This window comes from Sinorhizobium sp. NFACC03, from assembly GCF_900103435.1.
GTDB lineage: Bacteria > Pseudomonadota > Alphaproteobacteria > Rhizobiales > Rhizobiaceae > Ensifer.
This window is the reverse complement of sequence record NZ_FMXF01000001.1, coordinates 573,630-597,420: the sequence shown is the minus strand read 5'-3', so window position 1 is coordinate 597,420 and position 23,791 is coordinate 573,630. Positions and strand designations below refer to the sequence as shown.

Annotated in this window: 25 protein-coding genes and 2 tRNA genes; 17 read left to right on the top strand and 10 right to left on the bottom strand. The window is 62.4% G+C overall.

The window, feature by feature from the left end; all coding sequences use genetic code 11:
- The first annotated feature begins 238 nt into the window (after positions 1 to 238).
- Both BLU35_RS02885 and BLU35_RS02880 read left to right on the top strand, forming a co-directional pair.
- The gene (locus BLU35_RS02885) at positions 239 to 1,126 is read left to right on the top strand and encodes a sigma-70 family RNA polymerase sigma factor (RefSeq protein ID WP_093232324.1); all 888 of its coding nucleotides are present in this window, start codon (positions 239 to 241) and stop codon (positions 1,124 to 1,126) included.
- A gap of 263 nt (positions 1,127 to 1,389) precedes the next feature.
- Entirely contained in the window at positions 1,390 to 2,025 is a 636-nt protein-coding gene (locus BLU35_RS02880) for a flavodoxin family protein (protein ID WP_093232089.1), read from the top strand.
- An 8-nt stretch (positions 2,026 to 2,033) separates the two neighbouring features.
- Here the strand turns inward: BLU35_RS02880 and BLU35_RS02875 are convergent, their stop codons facing one another.
- Entirely contained in the window at positions 2,034 to 2,513 is a 480-nt protein-coding gene (locus tag BLU35_RS02875) for a DUF2214 domain-containing protein (RefSeq protein ID WP_093232088.1), read from the bottom strand.
- A complete protein-coding gene (locus tag BLU35_RS02870; RefSeq protein ID WP_057250589.1) occupies positions 2,510 to 2,899 on the bottom strand; it encodes a DUF6152 family protein in 390 nt (129 codons plus the stop codon). The genes BLU35_RS02875 and BLU35_RS02870 overlap by 4 nt, the downstream gene beginning before the upstream one ends.
- Positions 2,900 to 3,278: 379 nt before the next feature.
- Here BLU35_RS02870 and BLU35_RS02865 point away from each other — a divergent pair, with 379 nt between their 5' ends.
- The 5 genes from BLU35_RS02865 (at position 3,279) to BLU35_RS02845 (ending at position 9,019) form a co-directional block, all read left to right on the top strand.
- Positions 3,279 to 5,183: a HAMP domain-containing methyl-accepting chemotaxis protein gene (locus BLU35_RS02865; protein WP_093232087.1), complete on the top strand. Its 1,905-nt coding sequence runs from the start codon at positions 3,279 to 3,281 to the stop codon at positions 5,181 to 5,183.
- 241 nt (positions 5,184 to 5,424) lie between these two features.
- Positions 5,425 to 6,183, top strand: a complete 759-nt coding sequence (locus tag BLU35_RS02860; RefSeq protein WP_093232086.1) for a phosphoadenylyl-sulfate reductase — start codon at positions 5,425 to 5,427, stop codon at positions 6,181 to 6,183.
- Positions 6,184 to 6,226: 43 nt separating this feature from the next.
- The gene (cysD, locus tag BLU35_RS02855) at positions 6,227 to 7,180 is read left to right on the top strand and encodes a sulfate adenylyltransferase subunit CysD (protein ID WP_057250597.1); all 954 of its coding nucleotides are present in this window, start codon (positions 6,227 to 6,229) and stop codon (positions 7,178 to 7,180) included.
- Positions 7,180 to 8,685 carry a sulfate adenylyltransferase subunit CysN gene (cysN, locus tag BLU35_RS02850; protein WP_057250599.1) on the top strand — a complete coding sequence of 502 codons (1,506 nt, stop codon included), beginning with the start codon at positions 7,180 to 7,182 and terminating at the stop codon, positions 8,683 to 8,685. The genes cysD and cysN overlap by 1 nt, the downstream gene beginning before the upstream one ends.
- 139 nt (positions 8,686 to 8,824) lie before the next feature.
- Positions 8,825 to 9,019, top strand: a complete 195-nt coding sequence (locus tag BLU35_RS02845) for a hypothetical protein (protein ID WP_057250601.1) — start codon at positions 8,825 to 8,827, stop codon at positions 9,017 to 9,019.
- A 20-nt stretch (positions 9,020 to 9,039) separates the two neighbouring features.
- On the opposite strand, the gene BLU35_RS35525 is transcribed toward BLU35_RS02845, so the two are convergent.
- Entirely contained in the window at positions 9,040 to 9,183 is a 144-nt protein-coding gene (locus BLU35_RS35525; RefSeq protein ID WP_093232085.1) for a hypothetical protein, read from the bottom strand.
- 498 nt (positions 9,184 to 9,681) lie between these two features.
- Here BLU35_RS35525 and BLU35_RS02835 point away from each other — a divergent pair, with 498 nt between their 5' ends.
- Positions 9,682 to 9,861 carry a hypothetical protein gene (locus BLU35_RS02835; protein ID WP_057251083.1) on the top strand — a complete coding sequence of 60 codons (180 nt, stop codon included), beginning with the start codon at positions 9,682 to 9,684 and terminating at the stop codon, positions 9,859 to 9,861.
- Positions 9,862 to 9,937: 76 nt separating this feature from the next.
- Here BLU35_RS02835 and BLU35_RS02830 read toward each other — a convergent pair whose 3' ends face one another.
- Positions 9,938 to 10,357, bottom strand: a complete 420-nt coding sequence (locus tag BLU35_RS02830) for a hypothetical protein (RefSeq protein WP_502688127.1) — start codon at positions 10,355 to 10,357, stop codon at positions 9,938 to 9,940.
- 245 nt (positions 10,358 to 10,602) lie between these two features.
- Positions 10,603 to 10,679, bottom strand: a tRNA-Pro gene (locus tag BLU35_RS02825).
- A gap of 317 nt (positions 10,680 to 10,996) precedes the next feature.
- Between BLU35_RS02825 and BLU35_RS02820 the strand changes: the two genes are divergently transcribed.
- Positions 10,997 to 11,434 carry a hypothetical protein gene (locus BLU35_RS02820; RefSeq protein ID WP_057250603.1) on the top strand — a complete coding sequence of 146 codons (438 nt, stop codon included), beginning with the start codon at positions 10,997 to 10,999 and terminating at the stop codon, positions 11,432 to 11,434.
- A 67-nt stretch (positions 11,435 to 11,501) separates the two neighbouring features.
- Here the strand turns inward: BLU35_RS02820 and BLU35_RS02815 are convergent, their stop codons facing one another.
- Both BLU35_RS02815 and BLU35_RS02810 read right to left on the bottom strand, forming a co-directional pair.
- Entirely contained in the window at positions 11,502 to 11,684 is a 183-nt protein-coding gene (locus BLU35_RS02815; RefSeq protein ID WP_057250604.1) for a YegP family protein, read from the bottom strand.
- Positions 11,685 to 11,813: 129 nt separating this feature from the next.
- Positions 11,814 to 11,888: transfer RNA gene (locus BLU35_RS02810), tRNA-Gln, on the bottom strand.
- Between the two features lie 225 nt (positions 11,889 to 12,113).
- On the opposite strand from BLU35_RS02810, the gene BLU35_RS02805 reads away from it, so the two are divergent.
- Genes BLU35_RS02805 through BLU35_RS02790 form a run of 4 tightly spaced genes read left to right on the top strand, consistent with a single transcriptional unit; the run spans position 12,114 to position 14,450 of the window.
- Positions 12,114 to 12,410, top strand: a complete 297-nt coding sequence (locus BLU35_RS02805) for a cupin domain-containing protein (RefSeq protein ID WP_057250606.1) — start codon at positions 12,114 to 12,116, stop codon at positions 12,408 to 12,410.
- Between the two features lie 17 nt (positions 12,411 to 12,427).
- Positions 12,428 to 13,351 (top strand): MBL fold metallo-hydrolase, encoded by a 924-nt coding sequence (locus tag BLU35_RS02800; RefSeq protein WP_057250608.1) that lies wholly within the window; start codon positions 12,428 to 12,430, stop codon positions 13,349 to 13,351.
- A 2-nt stretch (positions 13,352 to 13,353) separates the two neighbouring features.
- Entirely contained in the window at positions 13,354 to 13,806 is a 453-nt protein-coding gene (locus tag BLU35_RS02795) for a thiol-disulfide oxidoreductase DCC family protein (RefSeq protein ID WP_057250610.1), read from the top strand.
- Positions 13,803 to 14,450 carry a DUF4166 domain-containing protein gene (locus BLU35_RS02790; protein WP_093232084.1) on the top strand — a complete coding sequence of 216 codons (648 nt, stop codon included), beginning with the start codon at positions 13,803 to 13,805 and terminating at the stop codon, positions 14,448 to 14,450. Before BLU35_RS02795 ends, BLU35_RS02790 begins: the two co-directional genes overlap by 4 nt.
- Before the next feature lie 24 nt (positions 14,451 to 14,474).
- Here the strand turns inward: BLU35_RS02790 and BLU35_RS02785 are convergent, their stop codons facing one another.
- Positions 14,475 to 15,383 carry a DUF1499 domain-containing protein gene (locus BLU35_RS02785; RefSeq protein ID WP_093232083.1) on the bottom strand — a complete coding sequence of 303 codons (909 nt, stop codon included), beginning with the start codon at positions 15,381 to 15,383 and terminating at the stop codon, positions 14,475 to 14,477.
- 257 nt (positions 15,384 to 15,640) lie between these two features.
- Here BLU35_RS02785 and BLU35_RS02780 point away from each other — a divergent pair, with 257 nt between their 5' ends.
- The gene (locus tag BLU35_RS02780) at positions 15,641 to 16,024 is read left to right on the top strand and encodes a hypothetical protein (RefSeq protein WP_057250616.1); all 384 of its coding nucleotides are present in this window, start codon (positions 15,641 to 15,643) and stop codon (positions 16,022 to 16,024) included.
- 265 nt (positions 16,025 to 16,289) lie between these two features.
- Positions 16,290 to 16,541 (top strand): hypothetical protein, encoded by a 252-nt coding sequence (locus BLU35_RS02775; protein WP_057250618.1) that lies wholly within the window; start codon positions 16,290 to 16,292, stop codon positions 16,539 to 16,541.
- On the opposite strand, the gene BLU35_RS36825 is transcribed toward BLU35_RS02775, so the two are convergent.
- Positions 16,531 to 16,974, bottom strand: a complete 444-nt coding sequence (locus BLU35_RS36825; RefSeq protein WP_502688126.1) for a peptide chain release factor family protein — start codon at positions 16,972 to 16,974, stop codon at positions 16,531 to 16,533. The genes BLU35_RS02775 and BLU35_RS36825 overlap by 11 nt on opposite strands.
- 24 nt (positions 16,975 to 16,998) lie before the next feature.
- Complete coding sequence (gene ppdK, locus BLU35_RS02765; protein ID WP_057250621.1) at positions 16,999 to 19,665, bottom strand: pyruvate, phosphate dikinase; 2,667 nt, start codon at positions 19,663 to 19,665, stop codon at positions 16,999 to 17,001.
- A 317-nt stretch (positions 19,666 to 19,982) separates the two neighbouring features.
- Between ppdK and BLU35_RS02760 the strand changes: the two genes are divergently transcribed.
- Both BLU35_RS02760 and BLU35_RS02755 read left to right on the top strand, forming a co-directional pair.
- A complete protein-coding gene (locus BLU35_RS02760) occupies positions 19,983 to 21,803 on the top strand; it encodes a caspase family protein (protein WP_057250623.1) in 1,821 nt (606 codons plus the stop codon).
- Positions 21,804 to 21,946: 143 nt separating this feature from the next.
- Positions 21,947 to 23,767 (top strand): caspase family protein, encoded by a 1,821-nt coding sequence (locus tag BLU35_RS02755; protein WP_093232082.1) that lies wholly within the window; start codon positions 21,947 to 21,949, stop codon positions 23,765 to 23,767.
- Positions 23,768 to 23,791 lie beyond the last annotated feature (24 nt).

The following is a 23,791-nucleotide window of genomic DNA, read 5'->3' as shown; positions in this document are numbered from 1 at the left end:
GAAAGCGGGATGCTCTAGGCGGCACGTTTTCCTCGCATTCGACAGCCGCAATGTCTGCGGCATGTCACGTTCGCCGACGCTATCTCGTCCTATCTTCTCGAGTGCCCGAGAAGAAGGAGACGAACATGACACCGAGGCTGGACCTGCTTGCCGTTACTCCAGCGGCAATGCCATCATGGCTCCTCGTGCCTGCCGGCCATGCCATAGCCGATTGCCCCGAACGGCGATGGGGGGCGTGATGACCGACGAAGACGTCAGAACGACCTTCGAGCCGCTGCGTCCCCGACTGATCCGCATCGCCTATCGGATGCTGGGTTCGGTCAGCGAAGCCGAGGATGTCGTCCAGGAGGCATTCCTGCGCTGGCTCGACGCCGACCGCACCGCCGTCAAGGATTCGTCAGCCTTCCTGCGCCGCATCGTGACGCGACTTTGCCTCGATCAGTTGAAGTCGGCGCGGCACCGACGCGAGACCTATGTCGGACCATGGCTGCCGGAACCGGTCGTCGAGGAAAACGACGACCTCGACGACATCACCTTGCCACTGATGATGGCGCTGGAGCGCCTGTCGCCGCTCGAACGGGCCGCGTTTCTATTGCACGATGTCTTCGGCGTCAGCTTCGATGAAATCGGCGAGACGCTCAGCCGCAAACCGGCGACCTGCCGTCAACTTGCCAGCCGCGCCCGCGTCAATATCCGCAGCGCTCGTCGCCGCTTTGTCATGCCCCGGGAACAAGGCCTCGAAATCGCCTGCGCTTTCTTCGCGGCTTCGCGCAGCGGCGACATGCAGCAGCTTCGCTCGCTGCTCGCAACGGAGGCGATCGTCTATGCCGACGGCGGCGGCAAGACAGTGGCGCCGAGATGGCCAATCATGGGCTTCGACAAGGTCATGAAACTCCACGCGTCGCTGGCGCTGATCTTTGCGGAGACGATGTCGCGGCTCGTGCGCTACGACTTCATCAACGGGCTACCCGGTTTCATCACCATCGAAGACGGTGAGATCCTGCAGACAACCGCCCTTGAGATCGAACAGGACCGGATCACCGCCATCTATGTCACGCGCAATCCGGAGAAGCTCAAACATCTCCCGGAGACGCTGAGGCAGTTCGATGGTCACGCCATTCATTGAACGACAGTGACTGCGTCCTGACGATCGCACGCGGTCGCTACTGCATGTTTCCTTAAATCGTAGCCGATTTAAGGACAAAAACTTGCAGCAAGGCAAAGTGCTACAGCGACCTTTGCGCGTCTCATAAGAAGCGCGGCACTGTAGAGCCACCGCCCCATCAACCGATCCTGACCAGCGTTGCCTTCAACGTGCAACGCGCCGCCGGCGCGCGTCTTCGCTCGCGCGCTGCAGATCCATCACCCAAAACCAATGGAGACCAAACCATGAGCAACATATGCATCGCCGTTATCTATCACAGCGGCTACGGCCACACCGCACGTCAGGCGGAAGCCGTCAAAGCCGGAATCGAGCGGGTCGACGGCACGCAATGCCTGCTCTTGACCGTCGACGAAGCACCGGACCGGTGGAACGATCTGCTCTCGGCTGAGGCGATCATCTTCGGCACGCCAACCTATGTCGGGGGTCCATCAGCCGCGTTCAAATCTTTCCAGGAGGCAAGTTCGAACGCGGTGATGGCCAAAGGCTATCTCTGGAAAGACAAGATCGCCGCTGGCTTCACCAATTCGGGAACCGCTTCCGGCGACAAGCTCGCGACGCTGATGCAACTTGCACTCTTTGCTGCCCAGCACGGCATGCACTGGATCAACCTCGATCTGCCGCCGGCCAACCACTCGACCACAGGATCTTCTGACAATCTCAACCGGTTAGGCTTCTGGCTGGGTGCTGGGGCGCAGTCGAATGTCGACCAGGGGGCCGATCTTGCGCCGCCGCAATCCGATCTCGCCACCGCAACGCATCTCGGGCAACGGGTGGCCGAAGCGACGCTGCAGTTCGTGCGCGGCAGAGCGCTCAAGCAGGAGCCAGCCCTCCCCGCGTGGAAAACGGCCAACGACCGATAGAACCAGCATCAGAGAAAGCCGATCCAGCGCCCAGCCAGGAGCGCTGCCGGCCACACCGTCAGCGAGACGGCTGCCGGGATGCGAAGACGCCATGAGACCGGGCCGCCATTTACGGCGGCCCGCCAGGCGCCGCCCATATGCACACTGACAGCGTTGACGGCACCGATCCCCAACAGAGCGATCTTTGCGAGAAAGGCAGCATTCGTGACATAGGCCGCCGGGCGCACGCTGAAGAGGCATAAGCCAGTGGTGATCGCCAATGCTAAGCCAACTGCCGCCGCACGCGACAGAAACGGTCCGAGCACTTCAAGTGAGGTGTTGCCGAAGAAACCGAGCAACCGTAAATCCAACGGCACGATGGTGCCCATCAGCAGCCCGATCGCGAGAATGTGGGCCGCATTGACCAAGAGATAGAGAAGCGCCGAACGCCTGAGCGCAGCGCCGACCGGCCAGCCGGCGATCCATTCGACAAGCTCCGCCCCACTCATCCACCGGCCCGGATGCGTTCCGGATAGATGTCATAGGTCTTGCCGGAGACCGTGATGCGCACCGCCTTCATGCGCTTTTCGTTCGGGTCGAGCGAGCGGTTGCCGAGAACGACGACGGCGTCACCGGCCTTGGCTGATCCCTCCACAAAGCCGGAGCGCTCCGTCTGCCGGGGATTGCCGAGTTCGACGTGCCACATGCCATCCGCGGTCGTTTCCACCTGCAAGGTCGGATGCGGCGGCGCCATCGATATTTCGCGGATGATGCCCTTGAGCTCGATTTGGTCGGCCTCGGCCCAGGACCATCCGTGATGGGCATAGGCGCCGGTGACCAGAAGCGCCGTCAGGACACCCGCTGCAACGCCACGGCGTGAAATGGCTTTCAACATGTGCGTGCTCCTTCGCCTGTTTCGGAGAGGTGGCAGCTTGAACCCGAAGAACGATTTGCGAAAGGATGTGGTCTTCAACACTTCTTGAGCATCGCCAACCGCCTCCTGTGGTTGCGATGACCATGGGTTGCGCGAGCTTTGTCCAACACCTTAAAATTTAGCCACTCTTAATCTCCGGTTGTTATGTCTAGATAAGACGGAGTGAACGCTGGGCGAACGTGCCATGAGGGCAGTTTCGCCGCGTAGTAACGCGTGCTCCATCCCCATCATCGTCATTACTCCCTGCCAAGGCGAGCTCGCTTCCCGATGACCATGCGGCCTTGTCCGCGGTCACCGGCCGAGGATGATTTGCCTTGCGGGCAACCGAGGAGCGTTTTTCATGACAATCAAAGCACGCCTGCTCGTGTGCTTGTCCCTGCTCGCCGTCGCCATGCTGGTCATGATCGTCACGGCTTTCAACGCGATGACATCGATCTCCAAGCGCACCGAATCGATCGTCGCCGACCGGCTGTTGCCGGTGGCGCAGCTCGATACCGTCGCCGACATGTACGCCGTCGAAATCGTCGATACGACCCACAAGATGCGAAGCGGCGCGCTTGGGTGGGCTGACGGCAAGGAGAAGATCAACGCGGCGCTTGCCACCATCGACGAACAATGGCGCGCCTATGAAGCAACGAGACTGACGCCTGAGGAAAAGAAGCTTGCGAAGACCTTCGACGCAGCCCGCGTCGGCAGCGAGCAGGCGGTCAGGGACATGCTCGAGATCATCGATCGACAGGACATCGCCGAGTTCGGCCGGTTTATCGACAGCCGCCTTTACGCGGCCATCGATCCGCTGGCCGAACCGATCGGCGCCCTGGTCAAGCTCCAGCTCGCGGAAGCCGACCAGGAGCTGGAGGCGGCCAAGGTGGAGAAGGACACCCTGACACGCTGGCAGGTCATGATCGCCGCCTTTGCCATCGCGCTTCTTGGGGCAACAGTCTGGTTCGTGGCCGCCGGTCTCTTTCGGCCGCTGACGCAGCTGTGCGAGGCCATGCGGCAGCTTGCAGCCGGCAACCTCAAGGCCACGATCTTCGGCGAAGGCCGCCGTGACGAGATCGGCCAGATGGCGGGTGCCGTCGCTGTCTTCCGCGACAATGCGCTCGAACGCCAGCGGCTCGAGCAGGAAGCGGAGGCGGGTCGAACACTTTCCGAACGCGAGCGCGAGCAGCGCGAGGCGCAGAAGGTCAAGGAAGCTGCCGAGATCCAGACCGCGGTCAATGCGCTCGGCTTCGGTCTCGACCGGCTGGCGGAAGGCGACCTCACCTATCGCATCGACACGCCGCTTGCCGAACGGCTCGACACGCTACGCACGAACTTCAACAGCTCCGTCACCAATCTCGAAAATGCGCTGCGCTCGGTCGGCGAGAACGCCCGCAGCATCAATGCCGGCGCCAGCGAAATCCGCTCTGCGGCCGGTGACCTTTCCAAGCGCACAGAACAGCAGGCGGCTTCGGTCGAGGAAACGGCGGCTGCACTGGACCAGATCGCGACCACCGTGGCGGATGCCAGCCGGCGTGCGGAGGAGGCAGGCACCTTGGTGACGCGCACCCGCGGTGCAGCAGAGAAGTCCGGCGAGATCGTCGGCAATGCCGTCACCGCGATGAGTGGCATCGAAGCCTCGTCGCGGGAGATCTCCAGCATCATCGGCGTCATCGACGACATTGCCTTTCAGACGAACCTCCTGGCGCTGAATGCCGGCGTCGAGGCGGCTCGCGCGGGCGAAGCCGGCAAGGGCTTTGCCGTCGTCGCCCAGGAGGTGCGCGAGCTCGCCCAGCGCTCGGCGCAGGCCGCCAAGGAGATCAAGGTGCTGATCGCCACATCTGGCCAGCAGGTCAAATCCGGCGTCACGCTGGTGCGCGAGACCGGTACGGCGCTCGAAAGCATCATCACCGAGGTCAAGGAGATCAGCAGCCACGTGACGGCGATCGTCGAAAGCGCCCGCGAACAGGCCGCCGGCATCCAGCAGATCAATACGGCGGTAAACGCGATCGATCAGGGAACGCAGCAGAACGCGGCAATGGTGGAGCAATCGACCGCCGCGAGCCATAGCCTCGCCCGCGAGGCCGGCGCGCTCAACGATCTGCTGATGCGCTTCAAGACGGGCAACGGCCAAGCGGCGGCACCACGCCTCGTGACGAGCGAGATTGCTGCCCCTTCGCCCGCACGCGCCTTGGGCCGCAAACTCGCCACGGCCTATCGCAGTGCCCCGCAGGCACAGGAGGCCGGCTGGGCAGCGTTCTGACGGTCTGGCTCTCCCCTTGGCAGGAGGCGCGGGCCCGCAAGGTTCGCGCCTCCTCTTCAAGGGTTGCCGTCGTAGCCATACAGTATAAAATCTAGTAAATTACTAGTCTATATTCGGTTTTTCGCTGCCTTTCGTTCTGAGAGGCAGATTTGCTCCAAACAAACAGCATTAGAAACCGCTATTTCTGTCCATTGTCGCATTGGGCTGCGATATTCCGACCAAGTTGGAACAGGACGCAGCCATGACCACGTCATCCCTCGAAACCACCGCCAAGGCACTGAACGAGACGCTCGAAGGCCTGGATCTCGCCGGCCGGCTGGCGCTTGTCGCAAGCCTTGAAGGGCAGGCCGTCTTCACGACCTCGCTCGGTATCGAGGATCAGGTGATTACCGCGGCCATCGGCGAGAACAAGCTGTCCATCAATGTCGCGACACTGGAGACCGGGCGCCTGTTCAACGAGACGGTCGCCCTTATCGAAAAAACCGAAGAAGCCTACGGGATCCTGATCAAGCGCTACCATCCGGAACAGGCCGACATCGACGCCTATGCGGCGCGCTATGGCCTCAACGGCTTCTACGAGAGCGTCGAGGCCCGGCATGCCTGTTGTGACGTGCGCAAGCTGAAGCCGCTTGCGCGCGCACTCCAAGGGGTAACCTTCTGGGTCACCGGCCTGCGTCGGGGCCAGTCGGGCAATCGCGCATCGACCCCGTTCGCGGAAGCTGATGCCGAACGTGGCCTCATCAAGATCAACCCGCTGGCGGACTGGGACATCGAGACCATCCGTGCTTACGTCGCCGCCAATGCCGTTCCGGTCAACCCGCTGCACGCCCGCGGCTATCCGTCGATCGGCTGCGAGCCCTGCACCCGCGCCATCAAGCCCGGCGAGCCGGAGCGCGCCGGCCGCTGGTGGTGGGAAAACGACGAGAAGCGCGAATGTGGTCTGCACGTTCCGGAAGCTGCCGCCAGTTCCATCATCCCGAATTCGAGCAGCGCCGCCTGAGGCTGGCGCGCTCGTCTGAAGACAAATCCTCCCGGAGACTGAAATGCCCCATATCCATCCGGAAACGGAACTGCACAATCCGCAGAGCGCCAAGCCGCCGCTCGATCCGCATCTGAAGGCACTCGAGAACGAAGCGATCCACATCTTTCGCGAAGTGGCCGCCGAGTTCGAACGCCCGGTCATGCTCTATTCGATCGGCAAGGACTCCTCGGTGCTGCTGCACCTCGCCCGTAAGGCCTTCTATCCTGGCCGCGTGCCCTTCCCGCTGTTGCACGTCAACACCGGCTGGAAGTTCGCCGAGATGATCGCGTTTCGCAACGAGATCGTCGAGCGCTACGACCTCGACCTGATCGAGCACATCAACCCGCGCGGTGCAGCCGAGAACGTCACGCCCTTCAGCCACGGTTCGGCGCTCTATACCGACATCATGAAGACCGAGGCGCTGCGCCAGGCGCTCGACGCCGGCCAGTTCGATGCGGCTTTCGGCGGCGCGCGGCGCGACGAGGAAGCAAGCCGTGCCAAGGAACGCATCTATTCGTTCCGCACGCCGGATCATCGCTGGGATCCGCGCAACCAGCGCCCGGAACTCTGGAACGTCTATAACGGCATGATCCGCAAGGGCGAAAGCGTGCGGGCCTTCCCGCTCTCCAACTGGACCGAAGTCGACATCTGGCGCTACATCCAGGCAGAAGAGATTCCGATCGTGCCGCTCTACTTCGCTGAGAAGCGCCCGATCGTCGAACGCGACGGCATGATGATCCTGGCCGAAGATCCGCGCCTCGAACTCTTGCCGGGTGAGACCAAACGCGAGGAAGTGATCCGCTTCCGCACCCTCGGCTGCTTCCCGCTGACCGGCGCCATCCGCTCCAGCGCGACGACGCTCGACGACATCATCTCCGAACTTGAAACCGCGACCGTATCCGAACGCCAGGGCCGCGCCATCGACCGCGACCAGTCCGGCTCGATGGAAAAGAAAAAACGCGAAGGATATTTCTGATGACTGCACCCGCAACCGCGAATGCCGTTGAGCACGTTGCTGCCGGCGAGGTTCTGGCCTTTCCGGCGCAGGAGCCGGCGCGCGCCGCGCGTGACAGCCGCCCGCTTCGCCTGATTACCTGCGGCTCTGTCGATGACGGCAAGTCGACGCTGATCGGTCGCCTGCTCTGGGACACCAAGGCGGTCAAGGAAGACCAGGCCGCGACGCTCCAGCGCGATTCCAACGGCAAGCAGAACGATCTCGGCCTGCCCGACTTCGCGCTGCTCCTCGACGGCCTGCAGGCCGAGCGCGAACAGGGCATCACCATTGATGTCGCCTATCGCTATTTCTCGACCGACAAGCGCTCCTTCATCGTCGCCGACACGCCCGGCCACGAGCAATATACCCGCAACATGGCAACGGGCGCCTCGACCGCCGACCTCGCCGTGCTGCTGGTCGACGCCCGCGTCGGCCTGCTCGAGCAGACCCGCCGGCATGCGACGATCGCAACGCTGATGGGCATCAAGCAGTTCGTACTGGCGGTCAACAAGATCGACCTCACCGACTACGATCGCGCCCGCTTCGAAGAGATCAACCACGAATTCCGGGAACTGGCATTGTCGCTTGGCGTGCGCCAGGTCACAGCTATTCCCGTCTCGGCTCTGAAGGGCGAGAACGTCGTCTACGACGGCCGCGCTTCCATGCCCTGGTATGACGGCCCGACGCTGATCGAGGTGCTGGAACTGGCAACCACCCGTTCGGCCCAGACCGTCGGCTTCCGCCTGCCGGTACAGCGCGTCTCGCGGCCCGGCGAAAGCTTCCGCGGCTATCAGGGCACGGTTGCCGGCGGCTCGGTGAAGCCGGGCGACAGTGTCGTGATCCTGCCCTCCGGCATGGTGGCCAACGTCACCAAGATCGTCACCTTTGACCTCGTGCGCAACGCCGCCGTCGCCGGCGACGCGATCACGCTCGTGCTCGACCGCCAGGTCGACGTGTCGCGCGGCGACATGATCGTGGCCATCGACAGCCAGCCGCTGACCGGCCTTGCCTTCGATGCCCAGCTCGTTGCCCTGCAGCCGGAAGGCATCCAGCCGGGCAAGCGCTACTGGCTGAAGAGCGGCAGCCGCCGCCAGCGCGTCCAGATCCAGCCTGCCAGCCAGCTCGACCTTAAGACCGGCAAGTGGAACCATGCCGAGCAGCTGCCGATGAACGCCATCGGCAAGGTGCATCTGGCCTTCGACGAGCAGGCGATCTTCGACACCTACGAGCAGAACCGCTTCACCGGCGCCTTCATCCTGATCGATCCGGACACCAACAACACGGTGGCTGGCGGCATGATCACGGCCAAGCGCTCGGCACTCGGCGGCATCCACACGGAAGACGCCCGCGTTATCCTCTCGCTGCCGGCGGACCTCGCCGACCAGCTGATGGCGACCGAACTCTTCGCGGGCCGCCGCGAGGAGGCCGAAATCCGACGCGTCAGCGCCGGCAAGGCGGTCGAGATCATCGACGATATCGACGGCTGATCGACAGCCGCAGCACACACAAAAAAGGGGCCTGACCAAGGCCCCTTTTTCGTTGCTGAAACCGCGGTTGCTACCGGTCGATTTGGGCCTTTTCAAAGAAGTCCGTCGCCCTATGTCCCTGGCGCATGGGAGAAGCACCATGAAAACGGAACATCAAGGCGAGGATGCGAGGCAAAAAGGCTTTCGCGGGCGCATGGTATCGATCGAAGCATTTGCCCGGAAATATCGGCTCGATGCGGAGGAAGCCGAGCGGCTGGAGAACCAGTTCGGTCCGGTCGCCGGCGAAATCGACCTGCTGCAGGCGGCCAGGCGCAACGGCATGCCGGAGGAGTGAACTCCTGCCGGCATTCATCATCAAAGCTGCTGCTCGATCGCCGGGAGAACCATCGTCAACGGCGCCGGTTCGGCGTGCTGCCAAAGCTGATAGCCTACGACGCTGCCAAGTATGGCGGTCCATATGGCGATCTCGCGAAAGGTGAATATCGGTTCCTTCAACATCTGGGCCTCTCGGGCAAGAACAAGTGTTGATGGAAATATCGCCCTGATTGTTCACTCTGATAAGACATCATTCCGTGAACACGTCGTTTCAAAGTGAACAATAAAGCCGCGCATTGCTGGTGCATGAGTGATCCGGCGCTGTTGAATCCGCTTCCCGCCCTGAAGCCGCCACCGTCCCAAAACAGGACAGGGGCTGGCGATCGCTTCACCTTGACCCGAAATCGCACAGATCGCACCTTTTCATCCGTCTCCGCATTCGTAAGTTGGCGCGTCGATCATGAGGATCGATAGGGCTGTTTCACCGTTCCTGGACGTTGTGGGACAGTCCGCCTGACCGTGGCCCGGCAGCAAGGCTCCTGCCCGGCATAGGCGCTCTTCCCTGGCCTCTCCCCCGCCACAGCGCCCCATGTATGCGGGGTATCGATGGACAGAGCCGACCTCTCCGGCGTATCTGGACGACTTTCGCGCAACGATGCGCCGAATCAGGGAGACGAAAAGGTGAGCACGGACAAGCAACCGGAAACCACCGTGAAGGTCGAGAAACGCGTCAACGGCAAATGGTGCTTCGTCATCAAGTATCGCGGCGTCACCTATCCCGCCCAGGGCAATTTCACGTCGATGCTGCAAGCACAGGCCGCGGCCCAATCGACGCTAAAGGCGCTCGAACGGCAGGGCTGACAAGCGGACGGAGCGTTACCATATCGACAATGGAAACGCTCTCCTGCTGCTGCCTGTCCGTTGCGCCCGCTGGTCCCTACTCGACTGCGGAGCGGATGATATTGCAGAGCCCCTCCTGCACCACCTGTTTGGTGGTCACCTGCCCCACCTGAATATCGAACATCGCATCAACCCGCGTGCCTGAACCGCGCTTGCGGGCAACGACGCGCAGCGTCTGCAGCCGTCCGGAGCCGGCGGTATCCTGATAGGCCTCGATGGTCCCGAGCGACTTGTTGATCTCGATTCCCGAAAATCCTTCCGCCGCGACACCCCGTGCCATCCGCTGCAAGGCGGCCTCGGGCTTCAGCTTCGGAAACTCCTGCCAGGTCTTGTAAAAGACCGGCGTCACCAGCGGCACGCCCGAAGCCTTGAAATTCTTCTCGCAGCTCTGCGCCACCGCCACCGAATGGCCGGCCAGAAGCAGAACCGCTGCAATGAATAGATGCTTGATCGACATTCCCGTTCCTCGTCGTCATTGATCGAATGACGGGAACCTAGAACCTTCGCCTTCGCGCAGACAGGCCGACCCGGGTGCGAATGCACGGCTATTCGACCAACGGCTTCGAGGGAGCGACGAACGGCTAACATGGAGGACGAGTGGGCGTAAAGATCGACGCCGGAACAGGCGCGCAAAGCGCAAGCGCATACGGTGCGGCGCCGAGCGGCATGCAAGGGAATGATCGGGTAAAGGATTGATTTGGCTGGTCGGAGTGGCAAGATTCGAACTTGCGACCCCCACGTCCCGAACGTGGTGCGCTACCAGACTGCGCTACACTCCGTGACCAGCGGCGCCTCTATAGAACAGGCATTTTGATTTCACAAGCGCCTATCTCGAAAAACCTTGCGCCTTTTTCAAAAAACTTGTGACGGTGGAAAACTCATGCGGAAATTGCCGTTTTCCGGGGGCGTCGGCGCCTGAAAGCGCGCCCGATAGGGACTTTGTGCAACGCTTCATATTTTCCTGAAATGCAAGGCGCGGCGTGGATTTCCTTTCGCCTGGTTTGGCGCTAGAGGCACAACGGAAAGCGCGGAAAACCAGGGGATACGGGCTTCCGCGCCATGCCTATTTCAGAACGAGAACCAAAGGGACAGAAACATGAACTTCCGTATGATGACGGTGGCGGGCCTTGCGCTCGTGCTTGCCGGCTGCACGACGACCGGAACGGGGATCTCCAAGAACGCGGTCGAAGCGCGTTGGCTCGGCCAGCCGGCCGGCGGCTTTTTCGCTCAATACGGTCCGCCGATCTCCGACGTCGAAAGCGGCAGCTCCACCGTCTATAGCTGGAAGGGCGGCTACAAGACCCGCAAGGTTCCGGCGCAGTACGAAACCACCAAGGACGGCAAGCGCGGCAAGCGCATCGCGTCGGCCCGCACGGAATATCTGAGCTGCGCCGTCCAGCTTACCGTCTCGTCGGACTATGTCATCCGCTCGATCCGCATTGCCGGCGACCGCAAGCGTGCCGATGGCCCGAGCTGGTGCGAAGAGTTCCTGGGCGCGCCGGCGCAGACCAAGCCGGCCGCAACCGCAAGCTAAACGCCAAGAAACAAAAAAGCCCGCCGGTGAAAATCGGCGGGCTTTTTCTATGGAAAGAATGTCGAACTCAGCTGCTGCTGTTGTCCTCGACGGGTGCGTCGGGACCGTTCTTCTTGATCGAGTCGATGGCGTTCTGCGCGCTGGCCTTGGTCTTGTAGCCCTCGGTCGAGAACATCACTTCGCTGTTGTACTTGAAGCGAACCCGGTATTCACCAGCCTTGTCTTTGTAGATTTCGAATTTGTGAGCCATCTTCTCCCTCATACAAGTAGGAATCACCGAAACTAGCGTGTCAGTTGCAGCGTGACTTGACAAGAGTGCAAGTAGAGGCCCGGCCCAAAGCTGGGTTTGGCCGTTCGGGATCGGACGATTGGAAGAATGTGGCTGGGGCGCCAGGATTCGAACCTGGGAATGCCGGTACCAAAAACCGGTGCCTTACCGCTTGGCGACGCCCCAACTGGACTGACGGAAAAACAAGCCCGCCAAATCGAGCGCCTGATTATCAAAGCTCGCCGTCCGTAACAATCACTAAGTTGACACTAAGTTGGTTTTTCGGCGGATTTGTCGATCAGCTGTGCAAAAGGCCGGCGAGCACACCGCGACACAACGTCTGCCGCTGCCGCCTGCACCCTTCCCTTCCTGCATCGCACCTCCTATTGTCCCGCCGAAATGGAGAAGATCATGAGCCAGTTTCGCGCCCGCCCTCCTGCCGTTCCGAGCGTGCTCGTCGATGACGCGGTGGTGCGTATTACCCGCTGGGATTTCGAGCCCGGCGCCGATACGGGCCACCATGTGCACGGTCTCGGCTATGTCGTCGTGCCGATGACCGACTGCCAGTTCCTGCTCGAGGAGGAAGGCGGCAGCCGCCGTGTCGATATCGCCAAGGGAGCGGCCTATCGCCGCGAGGCGGGCATGTCGCACAATGTCGTCAATGCCGGCAGCGAGCCGATGTCGTTCATCGAGATCGAGTACAAGTGAAAGCCAGGAAGAGACGCATGCAGGGGCCAGACTTCGATCTCGATTTCAAGCCGGCCCATGGCGAGGCGGTGACGGTTGCGGACGATGTGCAGCGCATCACCGTCAACAATCCCGGCCCCTTCACCTTCCACGGCACCAACAGCTATATCGTCGGAAAGCGTTCCGTTGCGGTGATCGACCCCGGCCCGGATGACGAGGCGCATTTTCAGGCGCTGATGGCGGCCCTTGCCGGCCGTGAGGTCACCCATATCGCCGTCAGCCATACGCATCGCGACCACTCGCCGCTTGCGCGCCGGCTGAAGGCTGCGACCGGTGCGCTGATCGTGGGCGAAGGCCCGCACCGCTCCGCCCGCCCCTTGCATACGGGCGAGACCAATCCTTTTGCCGAGAGTTCGGACATGGAGTTCGCCCCCGATCTCGTGCTTGCCGATGGCGGGCGGATCGAGGGCGATGGCTGGAGCCTGACGGGGCTGACGACGCCCGGCCATACGGCCAACCACATGGCCTTCGCACTCGACGGCACCGGTATCCTCTTTTCCGCCGATCACGTCATGGCTTGGGCGACAACGATCGTCGCGCCGCCGGATGGGGCCATGGCGGACTACATGGCCTCGCTTGAAAAACTGCTCTACCGAGACGAGCACCTCTACCTGCCCGGCCACGGCGGGCCGGTGACCGAGCCCGCCTCGTTTCTTCGGGGCTTGCGCGCCCACCGCAAGATGCGCGAGCGCGCAGTGCTCGAACGTATTCGCGCCGGCGACAGCCATATCCCGGATATGGTCAAGGTCATCTATGCCTCGACCGATGTCCGGCTGCATGGGGCGGCGGCACTTTCGGTCCTTGCCCATCTGGAAGACCTGATCGAGCAAGGGCGGGTCGAGACCGATGGGCCGCCCTCGCTCCTTGGCGCCTACCGGCTGGCGCCTGGCGGAGCCGGCTGACCATGCGGCGGGTCGCCTACAGCTATCGCAGCGATGCCGCGGTGCCTGCCTTTGCCGACGACAATCCCGTAATCGTCTTCGACGGCGAATGCATTTTCTGTTCCGGCTGGGTACGTTTCCTGCTTCGCCATGACCGGCGAGCGCAATATCGCTATCTCACGGCGCAGTCGCCGCTTGGCCAGGCGCTCTATCGGCACTACGGCCTCGACGCCAGCAGCTTCGAAAGCAACATCCTGATCGAGGACGGCGTCGCCCGCTTCAAATCCGACGGCTCGATGCGGACGCTTGCGCGGCTCGGCCTGCCATGGTCGCTGGTGAACGTCTGCCGTATCCTGCCCGCTGCCCTTCGCGACCCACTCTATGATCTCGTGGCGAGAAACCGCTATCGCATAGCCGGGCGCCGTCAGAGTTGCATGGTGCCGACGCCCGAGGAGCGTGGCCGCTTCATCGCATGACGACGGAAATCATGGTCCAACAGCAGAGCCTCTACCGGCGGATCCTCGGACGCGATTGGGATCTCGTGCCGGCCTCGATCCAAGCCCTGCATGATAGATCGGAAGGACACGCAACCTTTCGCGGACGTGCGGTCGTCGAGCGAGGCGGATCGATCTGGGCCCGCCTTGTCGCCTCTATCTTCGGCTTTCCCAGCGCCGGTGCGGATGTGCCGGTCGAAATCCGCTTCGCATGCGGCAACGGTCGGGAGGTCTGGACCCGGCGCTTCGGCGAAAAGATCCTGCGCAGTTCGCAGCAGAAGGTAGAGAGGCGAAACGAACAACTGCTGGCGGAGGATTTCGGACCGTTCCGCATCCTGTGTGCCTTGGAGCCTGCAGAAGATCGACTGCACCTCTCGGTTCGCGCCTGGTCCTTCCTCGGCCTCCCGCTTCCCTTGCGGCTCGCGCCGGGCGGTCGGACGTTCGAGGAAGATCGCGACGGCCTGTTTCACTTCCATGTGGAGGTCGAAAGCCCCTTGACCGGCTTGATCGTGCGCTATCTCGGCTGGCTTGCACCAGCCGATGAGTCGACGTCGTTGCGGGCGCCCGCCCTCGACCGAAAAGCTACCGCTCAATTCGATGGCCGCGGCGCCGCCGTGAACGACTGACGTCTCCTGGCGGTACTCTGCCGATCAATCGCCGGCAATGCCGAGCAGCTCGGCATCGAGCGCCCGCAGGAACTGATCAGCGAAGGCGGCGCCCATGCCGAGGTCATGCGGGCCATAGCGGGAGGCGACACGCAGGTCTACGAAGGTTGTTTCGGCCTCTTCGCGCAGCCGGATCAACACATCGAAACGGAAGCCGGCGATCAGCGTGCGCCATTCGCCCTGGAGCACGACGTCGCTGGCGCGGCGCCCCGCAATCGCCCCTTCGAGCGAGAGTTCCGGCCGCGCCGCCGGCACCGGTACGTTCTCCGGTTCGACGGTCGTCTCCGCCCCGGCATTCGGCCGTACGGTCAGATCCTCGAGATCGGCGCGGGCGTTTTCGACGCCAAGCTCCTCGGTGATGCCGACGCGGTTCTGTTCGATGACAGTGCGCACGCCCTGGTAAACGCGGTCGAGTGCGCCATCGTAGCGCCGGCCGGTGAGGCCCGGATAGGCAAGGATCTGCGCTTCCCGGTCCTCGGGCGTCACAGCGCCCTTGCGTTTCAGCCAGCTCTCTTCGGTCTGCGGTACCTTGAGCCATGGCGGCGGCGTCACCGTGTCGGTGCTGACATCGTAGATCGCCGGGCGGGTCAGATATTGCACGACGCCGAAGCCGATGAAACCGAGCGCCGGCGCGGCATAGACAAGAGCCGCAGCAGACGCGAGGCCGCCGATCGCGGCGACCTGCCAGAGGCGTGCAAGACCGACGATGGCAAGCAATACGCCGAGCAGCGCGAAAATGCCGGACAGGCCGACAAGAGCCAGGAAATGCGGTGTCGTCAGTGGCCCGAAGCGGTGCGCCAGCAGCGAAAGCAAGAAGAGCACGAAGGAGACACGGGCGAAGCGACGCGCCCAATGGGCGGCATAGGAATAGGGACGCTCGTACCGGACCATCATGTAGTTGAATCAATCCCCTGCCGCGAAACAGATCGCATTCTTAGACCATGCCCCGTGCCGTGAAAACAGGCAATGCCCAGTCGGCCGCCGCGCCGCGGGCCATGCCTGAGGCTTCGCCGCAAAATCGCCATTCTCGTTAACCACCTATCAACACATGGGAATGTGCCCGCGCGCCCAAGGCGCGCGGAGTTTCAATCGGAGGCAACGGCCGCGCACGGCTTCATGTGAAAGTACGCGGCGATCGACGGAGAACCTACATGGGCGCATCGCAGGCAGCCGTGGCCATTGCCACCCCTACCCCTCTTCCCCCGCGTGACGGCGGAATTCCGATGGGGCTCCTCGAGCTCGAACTCTCCCTCGACGGCTTTTCCGGAAACAAGGACGATTTCCCTGGTTTTGTCCGGACCGTTGCCGACAATGCCGGCGGCGAGTTTCTGTTTGCATTGCCTGCTTCGGAACTGGTCGAAGATTGCCTGAGTATCGCCGTGCTCCGGCATGGCGAGCAGGACAGCGAAACATCGATCCTGTTTGCCTGCCTTGATGAGCAGGGCACGACCATCCGCCTCGAGCACCCGGGCGATGGCACGCGAGACCTGGAGCGCTTCGCCGAGTCCTTCGTCGGCGTGCTCGAACGCATGTGATCGCCGCCTGCCGGCGGCGGTTTAAACTGGCTTCAATCGAAAGACCTACGCGCTGACGTGTCGGTTCTGGCGTGCTGATCACGTCGGGCCAAGCCTCAGAAAATCAACTTTCAGGACGACATCGGACGCTTTACGTCTCCCCTGCGTGCGACCGCGCGCCTGCCGCAGAATTGGCGTGGTCCGCTTCGATTTTCGGCGCAACTCCCTATATTAATTGCGATTCGAGAAATGAATACGAAGGCGGCACCCAGGAGACACGAACATCATGACGACCCGATTGACGATCCTAGTCGCAGCCGCCCTGCTGCTGACGGCGTGCCAGACCATGACACCGGAAGAGCGGCGCATCGCCGACGGCAACACCTGCGCCTCCTACGGTTTCCGCCGCGGCACCGACGCCTTTGCCACCTGCCTGCAACGCATCGAACTCGACCGGCGCGCTGAATCGCGCGCCTTCCGCTATCAGAACGACGTGATGATGTGGGGCTGGGACCGCCCCGTCGTCATCATGCGCTGACGGAGGCGTTCAACCGAAGCAACCGGTAATGTCGCGGCTCGACGATCAGCGTATCAAGGCGACCCGGGCGCACAAGCCCGGGTCGCCAAGGAAGGCTACAGGCGGAAGGTCTTGACCGCGTTACCCCGCTCCAGCTCCTTGCTGGCCATGAACAAGGCCGTCTTTTCTTGCTGCTCGTTCCCGGCGGCCTGAGATCCAGAATGGCTTGAAGCCTGCGAATTGCAGTTGCCTTGTTGCGATGCTGCGATCGCTCCTCTCGGCAAACGACCGTGTGGCCCGTGGGGACATGCGTCGCCCGCACGGCGCTATCGGTAGTGTTTTGATGCTGGCCACCGGGCCCGCCGGCCCGCAAGGTTTCGAAGCGCAAATCCCCAAGCTCGATCGTCGGTACGACGCCCAGGAGGCGGCCGGCGCCGGCGTCCGCGCGTTGCATCGTTGCAACACGCAGAGGGCCCCCCTACCCCTTGCCGTTGATCGCCGCCTGGGCGGCGGCAAGACGGGCAATCGGTACGCGGAACGGCGAGCAGGAGACGTAGTCGAGACCGGCGTCCTCGCAGAAGCGGATCGAGGCCGGGTCACCGCCATGTTCGCCGCAGATGCCGAGCTTCAGGCCGTTCTTGGTGCGTCGTCCACGTTCGGCGGCGATCTGGATCAGTTCGCCGACACCTTCGAAATCGAGCGAGACGAAGGGGTCCTGCTCGATGATGCCCTTCTGCTGGTAGGTCGCCAGGAACTGCGAGGCGTCGTCGCGCGAGATGCCGAAGGTCGTCTGCGTCAGGTCGTTGGTGCCGAAAGAAAAGAAGTCGGCCGCTTCGGCGATTACGCCGGCGCGGAGTGCTGCGCGCGGCAGTTCGATCATCGTGCCGACGAGATAGTCGATGCCGATGCCGGCTTCGCCGATCACCGCCTTGGCGACCGCGTCGATGCGCTCCTTGACGTAGTCGAGTTCGGCCCGGAGGCCGACGAGCGGCACCATGATTTCAGGAACGACGGCCGCGCCGGTTTCGCGGGCGGCCTCGACGGCAGCCTCGAAGATGGCGCGCGCCTGCATCTCGGCGATCTCAGGATAGGAGATTGCCAGACGGCACCCACGATGGCCGAGCATTGGGTTGAACTCGTGCAGCTCGTCGACACGCTGGCGCAGTGCCGACGGATCAAGCGAAAGTGCGCCGGCGACATCGGCGATCTCCTCGTCGGTCTTCGGCAAGAACTCGTGCAGCGGCGGGTCGAGCAGGCGGATTGTCACCGGCAGGCCATGCATGATCGAGAACAATTCGGCGAAATCCGAGCGCTGCATCGGCAGGAGCTTGGCGAGTGCCAAGCGCCGGCCGGCCTCGTCGTCGGCGAGGATCATCTCGCGCATGACGTTGATGCGGTCATCCTCGAAGAACATGTGCTCGGTGCGGCAGAGGCCGATGCCCTCGGCGCCGAAGGAGCGCGCCGCGCGCGCATCCGCCGGGGTTTCGGCATTGGTTCTGACAGTCATGCGGCGGCTGGCATCCGCCCAGGCCATGATCTTGCCGAAGTCGCCGGAAAGCTCCGGCTGCAGCATGGCGATCGACCCTTTCAGCACCTGACCGGACGAGCCGTCGATGGTGATGACGTCGCCCTTGCGGAGCGTCACGCTTCCGGCCGTCAGCAATTCGTTGCGAAGATCGACGCGAATGCTGCCGGCGCCGGAAACGCAAGGCGTGCCCATGCCGCGGGCAACGACGGCCGCATGGCTGGTCATGCCACCGCGCGTCGTCAGGATGCCTTCGGCGGCGTGCATGCCGTGAATGTCTTCCGGGCTGGTTTCGACGCGCACGAGAATGACCTTGCGGCCTTCCTTGTCGGCCTGAACCGCCTCCTCGGAGGTGAAGACGATTTCGCCGGTCGCAGCACCTGGCGAGGCCGGCAGGCCGGAGCCGATGATGTCGCGCCGCGCATGCGGATCGATCGTCGGATGCAGCAACTGGTCGAGCGAGGCCGGATCGATGCGGGCGACGGCCTCCTGCTCGGAAATCAGGCCCTCCTCCGCCATATCGACGGCGATCTTCAGCGCTGCCTTGGCGGTGCGCTTGCCCGAGCGCGTCTGCAGCATCCAGAGCGTGCCGCGCTCGATGGTGAACTCGAGATCCTGCATGTCGCGGTAGTGACGCTCCAGCGTATCACAGATCGACCGAAACTCGGTGAAGGCTTCCGGCATCAGCTTTTCGAGCGACGGCTTGTCGGAACCGGAGGCGAGACGCGCGGCCTCGGTGATGTTTTGCGGCGTGCGAATGCCGGCAACAACGTCTTCGCCTTGCGCGTTGACGAGGAACTCGCCGTAGAGTTCGCTCTCGCCGGTCGACGGATTGCGGGTGAAGGCGACGCCGGTTGCCGACGCATTGCCGAGATTGCCGAAGACCATCGCCTGGACGTTGACCGCCGTGCCCCAGGCAGCCGGAATTCCGTGCAGATGACGATAGGTCACCGCGCGCGCGTTCATCCAGCTTGAGAAGACGGCGCCGATGGCGCCCCAAAGCTGTACTTCCGGATCCTGCGGAAACGGCTCGCCGAGCGCCTCTTCGATCGCCTCCTTGTAGCGGGAGATGACATGCTGCCACTCGACCGCGGAAAGCTCGGTGTCCTGTTCGTGGCCGAGACGCGCTTTCTCATCTTCGAGGATTTCCTCGAAGACGTCGTGATCGACGCCCATGACCACGTCGCCATACATCTGGATGAAGCGACGGTAGCTGTCCCAGGCAAAGCGCGCGTCGCCGGCGTCATGGCCGAGCGCGTGCACCGACTCGTCGTTGAGCCCAAGATTGAGAACTGTATCCATCATGCCCGGCATCGAGGCGCGGGCACCGGAGCGAACCGAAAGCAGCAAGGGATGGCTGGTGTCGCCGAAGACGCGGCCCGTCACCTCCTCCATCCGGCGGATACCCTCGCGCACCTGATCGTGCAGGCCGTCAGGCATTTGCCTGTCGTTGTCGAAGAAGTTGTTGCAGGCATCGGTGACGATGGTCAGGCCAGGCGGCACCGGCAAGCCGAGGTTGCACATCTCGGCAAGGTTTGCGCCCTTGCCACCCAACCGCTCGCGGTCACCTGCACGTCCTTCGGCCTTGCCCCCACCGAAGGTGTAAACCCATTTCGTCATGCCTGCTCTCCACCCAGATACAGTGTTTTATGACGATTTACAGTATATGCTTCAGGCTGAAAATGCATCCGGCGAAGATTTATGCTGCACCGCATCATTTTCTGTAACAATGCAACATATTGGCAGGCCGAGGGGCAGAACCCGCACAACATGGGCTTTGCCTCTTCTATCGGCACCACAAATGCTCGCCAGAGGCTTGAGTGTCGACATTGCCCGATCCATTATAAAAACCTAATATAAATGCACGCGATGGGGCGCATCCAAGAATATCCCGTCATGGCGATCCGTTTCAGTCCCGTGGGCTTGGAGGGTAGGTCATGCAATGGCGTGCGAAAGTGAGATCCTGGCTCCTCTCGGTCGCGATGGTCTTGCTCGTGGTCGGGCATGGCCTCGCCGAGGAGAGCGGCAAGCGGCTTGCGCTCGTCGTCGGCATGACGAACTACGTGGCGGCAGGAACGCTGCCCAACGCCTCACGCGACGCCGAAGCATTCGGCACCTTCCTCAACGGGCAGGGATTTGAAACCGATCTTGTGCTCAACGCAGATCGCAGGGGCCTTGCGGCCGCGCTTTCAAGCTTTTCGCGCAAAATCGGCCCGGAGGATGTCGCCCTCTTCTACTACGCCGGCCATGGCATGCAGTTGCACGGCGAGAACTTTCTCATCGGCACGGATGCTAAGCTCGAGAGCGAGTTCGATGTTCCCGCCGAAACCATAGCCCTGTCCGAGATCATTACCGCGCTGGAGAAGCGTGCCCGGATATCGATGATCTTCCTCGATGCCTGCCGCAACAACCCGCTCGCCAACCGGCTGAATACCGAAGTCGAAGGCGCCACCCGCGGCGGCGCGACCAGAGGGTTGGCGCCGATCGAGACCCAGGGTGCCGGCACGCTCATCGCCTTTGCCGCCGCGCCCGGGCAAGTGGCCGCCGATGGAACCGACGGGCACTCGCCGTTTACGCGCGCTCTGATCGCCAATCTCTCCGGCGCTGGCCTGGAGGTCGGCACTGCTTTCAAACGCGTCGTTCGCGACGTGCGCAAGGAAACGCAGGGCAAGCAGCAGCCTCAGATCCTGTCATCGCTTTCGCTCGAATTCTATTTCGGACCGGAAGCGGCCGCGCCGCAGATCCAGGCCGCCCTGCCGGCCGTTGCGGTACCGGCCATAGACCCCGAAGGACTGGAGGCCGAAGCAGATTTCAAGAAGGCCTTGAGGATCGGCACGCCTCGGATCTGGCACTTCTTCATCGAAAAGCATCGCACCGGCGAATATGCGGAACTCGCTCGCCAGACGCTGGCACAGATCGAGCCCGCGGCGGTGCGCAACCAGTCTCATCTGCCACAATCCGTCGAAGCACGGCTGTTGCCGGACAAAGACAAGCGGCGAAACGTCCAGCTCGCACTTGCCGCCCAGGGATTTGCGGCGGGCACGGCCGATGGCGTTTTCGGTGGACAGACGCGCGAAGCGATCAAACTCTTCCAAAGCACCAACCGCCAGCCGGCGAGCGGTTTCATTACCGAGCGCACCGCAGCAGCCCTCGGCATCAAGGTCAACGACAGCGCGGAAGGCATCTACAGCGCGACCAAAGCCCGACGCTACGATGTTGCCAACCTCGAAGGTCTCGAAACCGATAAACGTGTTCTGGAGGCTTTAACCTGCCTGCGCCACTTCGATACCGTATACGGCGCGTTCGGCGGGCATCTCTATGTCGCCGTGCAAACGGGTACGATTCTGGCAGTTTACGCGCGCGGGATAGCCAGCGGTTGCGGCGCGCATCTTGCGGCGATTTCCTCTCAAGAAGAGAACACTTTCGTCGCCTCGCTTTTCAACGCCGACCAAAGGTTCTTCCAGACGGGCTACGATCCCACCGGAAACGTCAGCTACAAGATGGGCCCATGGATCGGCCTTACGCAAGATCCACAGGGCAAGGAGCCCAAGGGCGGCTGGCACTGGGATAATGGCAAGCCGCTGACCTACACGAAATGGTTCCAGGACATGCCGAACGAGGGCAAGAAGGGCGACGATATCGGCATGTACTACGCGCACCGCAACGGCAGAGCCGACACGAAGTCCGTCTATGTCGACACCTGGGACGATATGGGGCCAACCGACGGAACGGGCGGTCTCATTCTCGAATTCGAGTGACCGCCTGGACCACCGCGCAGGTCGGCACGCCCGCATAACTGGATAAATCACAATTATCTAATATAATTCACGCGATGGGGACGCATCCATGAATATCCCGTCATGGCAATCCGTTTCAGTCTCGAGGGCTCGGAGGGTAGGTCATGAAATGGCGTGCGGATCTGAGATTTTGGCTCCTCTCGGCGCTGATGGTCCTATTTGCTGCAGGGAACGCTCTTGCCGAAGGAAGTGGCAAACGGCTGGCGCTGATCGTCGGCATGAGCAACTACGTCGTTGCCGGAACGCTGCCCAATGCCTCACGTGATGCCGAAGCGTTCGACGCCTTCCTCAAGGGCCAGGGATTTGAAACCGACCTCGTGCTCAACGCGGATCGCAAGGGTCTCGCCGGCGCGCTTTCAAACTTTTCGCGCAAGATCGGGCCTGAAGACACAGCCCTGTTCTACTACGCCGGGCACGGCATGCAGCTGCGCGGCGAAAACTTCCTCGTCGGGACCGATGCAAAGCTTGAGAGCGAATTCGACGTCCCGGCCGAAACCGTAGCGCTTTCCGAGATCATCAATGCACTGGAGAAACGTGCCAGGATATCGATGGTCTTCCTCGACGACTGCCGCAACAACCCACTCGCCGAAAGACTCACGCGCGAAGTTGAGGGTGCCACCCGCGGCGGCGCAACCAGAGGATTGGCGCCGATCGAGACCCAGGGTGGCGGAACGCTCGTCGCCTTCGCCGCCGCCCCTGGCCAGGTCGCAGCCGACGGAACCGACGGACATTCGCCGTTCACCCGCGCGCTGATCGCCAATCTCTCCGGCGCTGGCCTTGAGGTCGGCACCGCTTTCAAGCGGGTCGTTCGCGACGTGCGCAAGGAAACGCAGGGCAAACAGCAGCCGCAAATCCTGTCCTCCCTGTCGCTGGAATTCTACTTCGGGCCGGAGATGATAGTGCCGCATACCAATGCCACCCTGCCTGCAATACAGGCACCGGCAGTCGACCCGGCTGCGCTTGGGGCGGAAGCGGATTTCAAGAAGGCCCTGAGGATCGGCACGCCACGGATCTGGCACTTCTTCGTCGAAAAGCACCGCACCGGCGAGTATGCGCAACTCGCGCGCCAGACACTGGCACAGATCGAACCCGCAGCGGTGCGCAACCAGTCGCATCTTCCGCTGTCGGTAGAAGCGCGGCTCTTGCCGGACAAGCAACAGCGCAAAAACGTCCAGCTAGCACTCGCAGCCAAGGGCTTTGCATCCGGCGTGGCCGACGGCGTTTTCGGCGGACAGACACGCGAAGCGATCAAACGCTTCCAAAGCACCAACCGTCAGCCGGCGAGCGGTTTCATCACCGAGCTCACTGCAGCAGCCCTTGGCATAAAGGTCAACGACAGGGCAGAGGGCATATACAGTTCAACGACGGCGCGAATCTATGACATCGACGACCTTACCGGGCTCGAAACAGACGAGCGTGTCCTTGCCGCCATCAAATGCCTGGGTCACGAGCCGTCCGTCTATGGTGCTTTCGGGGGCCATCTCTATGTCGTGGCACGAACGGGGTCGACTCGCGCACCCTATGCCGAAACCGTCGCCAAGAACTGCGGCACATATCTTGCCTCGATCACATCGGACGCGGAAAATGCCTTTATCGCATCGCTGTTTAACGCCGACCCGGGCTTTTTCGATATGGGCTACTACGCTCCGGACAACATCAGCTACAAAATCGGGCCGTGGATTGGCCTGGTTCAGGACCCGCAAGGCAAAGAGCCAAAAGGCGGCTGGCACTGGGACAGCGGCGAGGCGATGACTTACACAAAATGGGTCCCAGGCGCGCCATACGAATTCAAGCCGGGCGCCGATTCCGCGATGTATTTTACCCAGCGTGACGGCCGGCAAGACATGAGGAGTACCTACCTCAACACGTGGCAAGACATGGGGCTCATCAACATGTCCCCGAGCCTCGTTCTTGAATTTGAGTAGTCACGCATATCGATTCCGGCGATG